This window comes from Cryobacterium sp. Y57, from assembly GCF_002929505.1.
Taxonomy (GTDB): Bacteria; Actinomycetota; Actinomycetes; order Actinomycetales; family Microbacteriaceae; genus Cryobacterium.
In genome coordinates this window covers 23,102-30,781 of the sequence record NZ_PJJL01000044.1, presented here as the reverse complement: position 1 = coordinate 30,781, position 7,680 = coordinate 23,102, and the positions used below count along the sequence as shown (strand labels likewise).

The 7,680-nt window shown below is 65.8% G+C and carries 7 protein-coding genes; all 7 read left to right on the top strand.

The genetic code is table 11. From position 1 onward, the window contains the following. The first annotated feature begins 1,029 nt into the window (after positions 1 to 1,029). The 7 genes from CXY72_RS19125 (at position 1,030) to recN (ending at position 7,677) form a co-directional block, all read left to right on the top strand. Positions 1,030 to 2,055, top strand: a complete 1,026-nt coding sequence (locus CXY72_RS19125) for a hypothetical protein (protein WP_146071017.1) — start codon at positions 1,030 to 1,032, stop codon at positions 2,053 to 2,055. Then, positions 2,052 to 2,948, top strand: coding sequence for a hypothetical protein (locus CXY72_RS01925; protein WP_233197608.1), 897 nt, complete (start codon positions 2,052 to 2,054; stop codon positions 2,946 to 2,948). The genes CXY72_RS19125 and CXY72_RS01925 overlap by 4 nt, the downstream gene beginning before the upstream one ends. Then, positions 2,926 to 3,954 carry an HAD-IIA family hydrolase gene (locus tag CXY72_RS01920; protein WP_104126033.1) on the top strand — a complete coding sequence of 343 codons (1,029 nt, stop codon included), beginning with the start codon at positions 2,926 to 2,928 and terminating at the stop codon, positions 3,952 to 3,954. Before CXY72_RS01925 ends, CXY72_RS01920 begins: the two co-directional genes overlap by 23 nt. A 10-nt stretch (positions 3,955 to 3,964) precedes the next feature. Further along, positions 3,965 to 4,135: a hypothetical protein gene (locus tag CXY72_RS19440; RefSeq protein ID WP_158252438.1), complete on the top strand. Its 171-nt coding sequence runs from the start codon at positions 3,965 to 3,967 to the stop codon at positions 4,133 to 4,135. 107 nt (positions 4,136 to 4,242) lie between these two features. After that, positions 4,243 to 5,043, top strand: a complete 801-nt coding sequence (locus CXY72_RS01915; protein WP_104126039.1) for a TlyA family RNA methyltransferase — start codon at positions 4,243 to 4,245, stop codon at positions 5,041 to 5,043. 4 nt (positions 5,044 to 5,047) lie between these two features. Then, positions 5,048 to 5,968 carry an NAD kinase gene (locus CXY72_RS01910; RefSeq protein ID WP_104126038.1) on the top strand — a complete coding sequence of 307 codons (921 nt, stop codon included), beginning with the start codon at positions 5,048 to 5,050 and terminating at the stop codon, positions 5,966 to 5,968. Then, positions 5,965 to 7,677: a DNA repair protein RecN gene (recN, locus tag CXY72_RS01905; RefSeq protein WP_104126032.1), complete on the top strand. Its 1,713-nt coding sequence runs from the start codon at positions 5,965 to 5,967 to the stop codon at positions 7,675 to 7,677. Before CXY72_RS01910 ends, recN begins: the two co-directional genes overlap by 4 nt. Positions 7,678 to 7,680 lie beyond the last annotated feature (3 nt).

Here is a 7,680-nt window from a genome sequence, read left to right as displayed (position 1 = left end):
TTAACAACCACCCTCGGGTGGTTGTTCTGCGTTAACCCACGCTTCACGAAAGCTCCTCCTAGCCCAGGGCAGGGCAGGGCGAGGTGGCGGGATACTCGCTCCTCAGCTCACACATTCGGGTGGTTTGGGGGGCCTTCCACGAAGAACGTGCGGAAACCCCCAAAACCACCCAAAAACTCGACACCCCGCGAATATCCCACCACCCCGCCCACAACATGACCACATTTAATGCGCCACACTTGGTGCAATCCATGCCCGCTCACGTTGCTAGAAGTGGCAGGACGCATCCGCTCTGGATGGGGCACTCAGCGAGGTCTTGCCTAAAGGCTTAGGCTTGGTACGTCTGTCGAAATGCCGGACTAATTACACAGGAGATACAGTGAGCCCTTCAGGACCCCGCGACGGCGATTCCCGTAACAACGGTCAGGATGACCGTCGTTCGAACCAGAGCGGCCGACCCTCGAACGGGCGACCTTCTAGCGGTCGCGATGGCGCCAAGCCGCCGTACCGCGCCAACTCCGATCGCCCGCAGCGCGATGGTGAACGTCCTCCATATCGCGGTAACAGCGAGCGTCCCGCCCAGGGTGGCGAGCGGCCGCCATACCGTGGCAATTCTGATCGTCCCGCGTACGGTGGCAATGACCGCGCTCCGTACCGGGGTAATTCCGATCGTCCGGCTCAGGGTGAGCGTCCGCCGTATCGCGGCAACTCGGACCGTCCGGCTCAGGGTGAGCGTCCTCCCTACCGGGGCAACTCGGACCGCCCGTCCGGCGGTAGCGACCGCGCTCCGTACCGGGGGAATTCTGATCGTCCCGCTCAGGGTGAGCGTCCTCCCTACCGGGGCAACTCGGACCGTCCGTCCGGCGGTAGCNGACCGCCCGTCCGGCGGTAGCGACCGCGCTCCGTACCGGGGGAATTCTGATCGTCCCGCTCAGGGTGAGCGTCCTCCCTACCGGGGCAACTCGGACCGTCCGTCCGGCGGTAGCGACCGGGCTCCGTACCGGGGGAATTCTGATCGTCCCGCTCAGGGTGAGCGTCCTCCGTATCGGGGTAACTCTGATCGTCCGTCCGGCGGTAATGACCGGGCTCCGTACCGGGGGAATTCTGATTGCCCGGCTCAGGGTGAGCGTCCTCCGTATCGGGGTAACTCGGATCGTCCGGCTCAGGGTGAGCGTCCTCCGTATCGGGGTAACTCGGATCGTCCGGCTCAGGGTGAGCGTCCTCCGTATCGGGGTAACTCGGATCGTCCGGCTCAGGGTGAGCGTCCTCCGTATCGGGGTAACTCGGATCGTCCGGCTCAGGGTGAGCGTCCTCCGTATCGGGGTAACTCGGATCGTCCGGCTCAGGGTGAGCGTCCTCCGTATCGGGGTAACTCGGATCGTCCGGCTCAGGGTGAGCGTCCTCCGTATCGGGGTAACTCGGATCGTCCGGCTCAGGGTGAGCGTCCTCCGTATCGGGGTAACTCGGATCGTCCGGCTCAGGGTGAGCGTCCTCCGTATCGGGGTAACTCGGATCGTCCGGCTCAGGGTGAGCGTCCTCCGTATCGGGGTAACTCGGATCGTCCGGCTCAGGGTGAGCGTCCTCCGTATCGGGGTAACTCGGATCGTCCGGCTCAGGGTGAGCGTCCTCCGTATCGGGGTAACTCGGATCGTCCGGCTCAGGGTGAGCGTCCTCCGTATCGGGGTAACTCGGATCGTCCGGCTCAGGGTGAGCGTCCTCCGTATCGGGGCAACTCGGATCGTCCGTCTGGCGGCACTGACCGGGCTCCATACCGGGGTAACTCGGACCGTCCGGCGCAGGGTGAGCGTCCTTCGTACCGGGGCAACTCGGATCGTCCGTCTGGCGGCACTGACCGCGCCCCGTACCGCGGCAACTCGGAGCGACCCAGCAGCGACCGTCCGCGCTCGGACAACGACAGCAAGCCGTGGACCCAGCGCGGCGGTTCGCCGAACCGTGCCGGAGCCCCGCGTGTGGATGCCGGCAAGAAACTGTGGACCCGCGACGGCGCCCCGGCGCGTAACGACCGCGATGCCCGCGTCGTCGAAGAGGAGATGACTGAGGAGCAGCGCATGCAGCGTGAGCTGCGTTCGGTGCGTCCGCGCCACGACGACCCGGAACTTCCCGACGACATCTCGGCTAACGACCTGGACCGCATTGCCCGCAACGAGCTCAAGACCCTGACGAAGGAGAATGCCGAGACCGTCGGGCGCCACTTGGCGATGGCCGCCCGCGTCATCGACGAAGACCCCCAGCTCGCGCACCTGCACGTGATGAGCGCTGCCCGGCGGGCTGGTCGGATCGGTGTGGTGCGTGAAAGCCTTGCGATCACCGCGTATGCCACGGGCGATTTTGCCCTGGCCCTGCGCGAGCTGCGCACCTACCGTCGAATTTCGGGCTCCAACGATCAGCTTCCCCTCATGGTCGACAGCGAACGTGGCGTCGGTCGTCCCGACCGTGCCCTCGAGCTGGGGCGTTCGGTCGACCGTGCTACTTTGTCGCCATCCGTGCAGGTAGGCCTGGCCATCGCCATGTCCGGTGCACGACTCGACCTCGGCGAAACAGATGCCGCACTCGTCGAACTCGAAATTCCGCAGCTCAATCCCAACACCGCTTTCTCCTACAGCCCCGAGCTGTTCGCCGCCTACGCGGAAGTGTTGACCGAACTCGGCAGGGAGAACGAAGCCGACGAGTGGCTCGAACGGGCTTCCCGCGCCGATGCTGCCCTCGGAACCTCCGGTGACGATGACGAAACCATCGAGATCGAAGAAATGGAAGAAGACGAAGACGACGCCCTCGCGTCCTTCGTCGCTGACGAAGACAACGACGGCGAGGATGACCACGCTGAAGTCGACAACGTCATCGACAATGACAACGCCGTTGCTGAAGCCGCGGACACGGCTGAAACTGATGACGAGACGGAGCCGGATGTTACATCGCCGAAAGCCTGAATCATCAACACCGCTGGCCGGTGTAGACGTACTTCTGGCAGACCTTGACGGTGTGGTGTACACCGGCCCGGCCGCGATTCCCTTCGCCGTCGAGAGCCTGAACCGTGCCGCCGAGACCATTCGCGTGGGCTACATCACCAATAATGCCTCGCGCACCGACCAGTCAGTCGCGGACCACCTCACCCAGCTCGGGTTGAGCGTGGCAGCAGCGGATGTCATCACCTCACCCCAGGCGGCGGTACGGCTACTGGCAGAGCAGGTGGAACCCGGCGCGAGCATCCTCGTCATTGGTGGTGACGGGCTCGTCGACGAGGTCCGGAAGGGCGGGTTCGTCGTGACCCGATCGGCAGACGACAAACCCGCCGCCGTGATTCAGGGCTTCTCGCCAGAACTCGGCTGGGTACACCTCGCCGAGGCGGCATTCGCGCTCAACGCCGACGGAGTCGGCACGGGCATTCCGTGGATCGCCACCAACACCGACTGGACCATTCCGGTCGCCCGCGGTATCGCCCCCGGCAACGGCACGCTCGTCTCCGCCGTGCACTCCGCCGTTGGTCGACTTCCACTGGTAGCCGGCAAACCCGAAGCAGCCATCTTTCTGGAGGCCACGCGACGCTTCGATGCGCAGAATGCGCTCTTCATCGGTGACCGACTCGACACCGATATTCTGGGTGCCAACCGGGCCGGTATCCCCGCCGTACTCGTGCTCACCGGCATCGACCGGGCCAAACAGGCTCTCGCCGCCGACAAAGACTCCCGGCCGACGTTCATCATTGAAAACCTGCAACAGTTGCACGAGCCGTACCCCGAAACGGTGTTCTCCAAAGACGGCTCGACCGCCACGGTGAATGGTGCAAGCGTGCGCATCAACGGCAACGACGTTCAAATCGTCAAGGAGGGCGACGGCGGAATCAACCTGCTGCGCGCCGCGTGCGCTGCAATCTACCGATCCGGACGCGCGATCTACGGGCTCAACGTTCCGGAGCGACTGTATCTCGCGCAGTAGCCTAGACACTGTGAACCCCGAGCCCGTCATGCCCGAAGAAGAATTGGTCGATCTCGCGCCGCAGCTGGCCGGCATCGAGGCCCGGCCGCTCGTGCAGCGTGCCGAAGCGTTCAGTGCGCTGCACGAGCAGTTGCGCGAAGAACTCGAAGACGCTGATGCCGACCCGGCGGGCCGGGCATGACCGGCGCTGATACCCCCCACGATCATGAAACAGACACACCCATGCCTGCACACCACGCCGAATCTGAACTGAAAAACGCCGACCTGCGTGACGGGCTTCCAGAGCGGATGCCCGACTCCCGCCTGGACGCCGCCCTGGCCGACCGTGGGCTGGTTCGCTCCCGAACCGTAGCGGCCAAACTTATCGCCGACGGCCTCGTCACGGTGAACGGTGTCCCCGTCGTGAAGGCCAGCACAAAAGTCTCAGCGGACTCCGTTCTCGAAGTGGCCGCGACCGACCACTACGTCAGCCGGGGCGCCCACAAACTCAACGCTGCGCTCGATGCCTTCAACCTCACCGTTACCGGCCGCACGGCGCTCGACGCGGGGGCGAGTACCGGTGGTTTCAGCCAGGTACTGCTCGAACGTGGCGCTGCCTCGGTCATTGCCGCCGATGTCGGTCACTGCCAGCTTGCTGCGCAACTGAAGACCGAGCCGCGGCTGAAGCTGGTCGAGGGGTACAACATCCGCTATGCAACCCCGGAAACCCTCGCCGGGGCATCCGGTATCGACACCCGACCCGACCTCGTCGTGGCCGATCTGTCGTTCATCTCGCTCACCACCGTGTTGCCGGCGCTCGTAGCCACAGCCGCAGTGGGGGCCGACTTTGTGCTGCTGATCAAACCGCAGTTCGAGGTAGGCCGCGGCGGTATCCGTGAGGGCATTGTGCACGACAGGGGCCTCCGGAGCGACTCCGTGGCCGGTGTACTCTGGGCCGGCTGGGACCTCGGTCTGAGAACCTGTGGAGTCATCGCCTCGCCCATCATCGGGGCGGCCGGAAACCACGAGTATCTATGCTGGATGAGCGCCACGACCGGCACGAATCCGACAGAATGGATGGACCGAATCGAAGCAGTGGTTGGAGCGTGAGGAGTTGAGCGACACCCCGCGATATTTTCTCATCGTCGCCCATACCGGCCGCGCTGACTCCGTTGAAGCCGCCTCGACGGTGTGTAAGCAGCTTCTGGCCTCCGGGGCGGTGCCGGTGCTCGCCATGGACGAACGCGCTGACCTTCTGGCCGCCTGCCCGGAGCTGAATGGTCATATTGCGATTCTCGGTCACACGGTGCAAACGTCCGATCTCGAGCTTGTCATCGTGCTCGGCGGTGACGGTACCATTTTGCGTTCGGCTGAACTCGTGCGCGGATGCTCGGCACCGCTGCTTGGCATCAATCTCGGTCACGTCGGTTTTCTCGCCGAAAGTGAGAGGGACGACCTCGGCGAGGCCGTGCGCCGCGCGCTCAAGGGTGACTACGAGGTCGAGGAACGTCTGGCCCTGTCGGTTCGGGTCAAGGTCGCTGACGAGGTCGTGTACGAAACCTGGGCGCTGAACGAGGTCACTGTCGAAAAAGCCAGTCGCGAACGCATGATTGAGGTCGTCGTCGAGGTTGACGGCCGCCCACTGTCATCCTTCGGCTGCGACGGCGTTGTGCTCTCCACCCCGACCGGCTCGACCGCGTACTCGTTCTCGGCCGGCGGCCCCGTCGTCTGGCCGGGCGTTGAAGCGCTGTTGCTGGTTCCGCTCAGCGCGCACGCACTGTTCGCAAGGCCGCTCGTGGTCGGGCCGGAGTCGTCACTGGCCGTCGAGGTACTGTCGCGCACCGGTGCCCGCGCCGTGCTCTGCGCTGACGGTCGACGTACCCAGGATCTTCCCCGCGGCGCCCGCGTGATCGTTCGCCGCTCAGATGTTCCCGTGCGCCTGGCCCGTCTGCACATCGGCCCCTTCACCGACCGCCTGGTCAACAAATTCAACCTGCCGGTCACTGGCTGGCGCGGTCCGGTCGGTCGCGAGTGATCGACGAGCTGTTCATTCGCGACCTCGGCGTCATCGCCGAGGCGACGCTGCCGCTCGGCCCCGGTTTCACCGCCGTGACGGGAGAAACCGGTGCCGGCAAGACCATGGTGGTCACCGCGCTCGGACTGCTGCTCGGCGATCGCGCGGATGCCGGAACCGTACGCCAGGGCCAGCCGCAGAGTTTTGTCCAGGGTCGCTGGGTCATCGACCCCGCCAGCGCGGTCGCCGACCGGGTCCGTGACGCCGGGGGAGACCTCGACGGACCCGAACTCATCCTCGGACGCTCCGTCTCGAGCGAGGGACGCAGCCGCGCGATGGTCGGGGGACGTGGCGCCCCGGCGAGCGTGCTCGGCGACCTGCGCAACGACCTCGTCGTCGTGCACGGCCAGAGCGACCAGGTGCGCCTGCGCTCCGCCGCCGCCCAGCGTGACGCCCTCGACCGTTTCGCCGGCCCCGAACTCGCCGCAGTGCTCGCCGACTACCAGCATGCCTTCCACCGCTGGCAGACCAACCAGGTCGATCTCGACCGGCTCGTCACCGAACGAGACCTGCGAGCCCGCGAGGCCGATGAACTGCGCGCCGCGCTGACCGAGATCGAAACGATTGCCCCGCAACCCGGCGAGGACGCCGAGTTGGGTGAACGCGCCGAACGCCTCGGCAACCTCGAAGAACTACGTTTGGCCGGAGAGCAGGCTCGCCAGTTCGTCTCCGCCGAAGACAACCCGGACGACGCGCCCGACGTCGTCGCCCTGCTCGAAGCCGCCCGGCGCGCCCTTGACCGGGTCGCCGCCCACGACGTGGCCCTGCCGCCGCTCGTCACCGCCATTGCCAACGCTGGTTTCGTCGTGGCTGATATCGCTGCCGAGCTCTCGAGCTACCTCGCCGGCCTCGATGCCGATGGCGCCCGCGAACTCGAAATCGTGCAGGAGAGGCGGGCCGCACTCGGCATTCTCGCCCGCAAATACCCGGGCGGCCTCGAGGAAGCCATCGGATTCCTCGACATCGGCAGCGCCCGGCTGCTTGAGCTTGATTCCGACTCTGACCGCATCGAGCAGCTCAGCGCCGAAGCGGATGCAGACCGAGAGCTCGTCACCGATCTCGCCGCTGCTCTGACAACGTTGCGCCAGGCGGCCGCGGTGGAACTCGGAATTCGGGTGACCGCCGAGCTCGGCGCGCTGGCGATGCCGGACGCCGTGCTGCTCGTGGAGGTCGAAGCCGGACTGGAGTGCACCGTCACTGGTATCGACCTCGTGCGCCTGCTGTTACGGCCGCACGCTGGCGCCGAGCCGCGGGCGTTGGCGCGCGGGGCATCCGGCGGAGAACTGTCTCGGGTGATGCTCGCCATCGAGGTCGTGATCAACGCGACCGACCCGGTGCCTACGTTTGTCTTCGACGAGATCGATGCCGGTGTGGGCGGAGCCGCCGCGATCGAAATCGGTCGGCGACTCGCGCGACTCGCCGAGACCGCGCAGGTGATCGTGGTCACCCATCTCGCTCAGGTCGCTGCATTTGCCGGCAACCACCTCAGCGTCGTCAAAGACAGCGATGGATCCGTCACCGCCTCGAGCGTGCGCCAGCTGCGCGGCGACGACCGTGCCGCCGAAATGGCCCGACTGCTTTCTGGCCTGCCCGACTCGAAGAGCGGTCTTGAACATGCCAGGGAACTGCTCGACCTTGCGCAGTCCGGCTCCCGCACCTCTGACAGATGAGCG

Bases quoted from the DNA above. Each gene is read 5' to 3' on its own strand.
- CXY72_RS01925 (WP_233197608.1), top strand. From the start codon at position 2,052: ATGACTGAGGAGCAGCGCATGCAGCGTGAGCTGCGTTCGGTGCGTCCG.
- CXY72_RS01920 (WP_104126033.1), top strand. From the start codon at position 2,926: ATGTTACATCGCCGAAAGCCTGAATCATCAACACCGCTGGCCGGTGTA.
- CXY72_RS01915 (WP_104126039.1), top strand. From the start codon at position 4,243: ATGCCCGACTCCCGCCTGGACGCCGCCCTGGCCGACCGTGGGCTGGTT.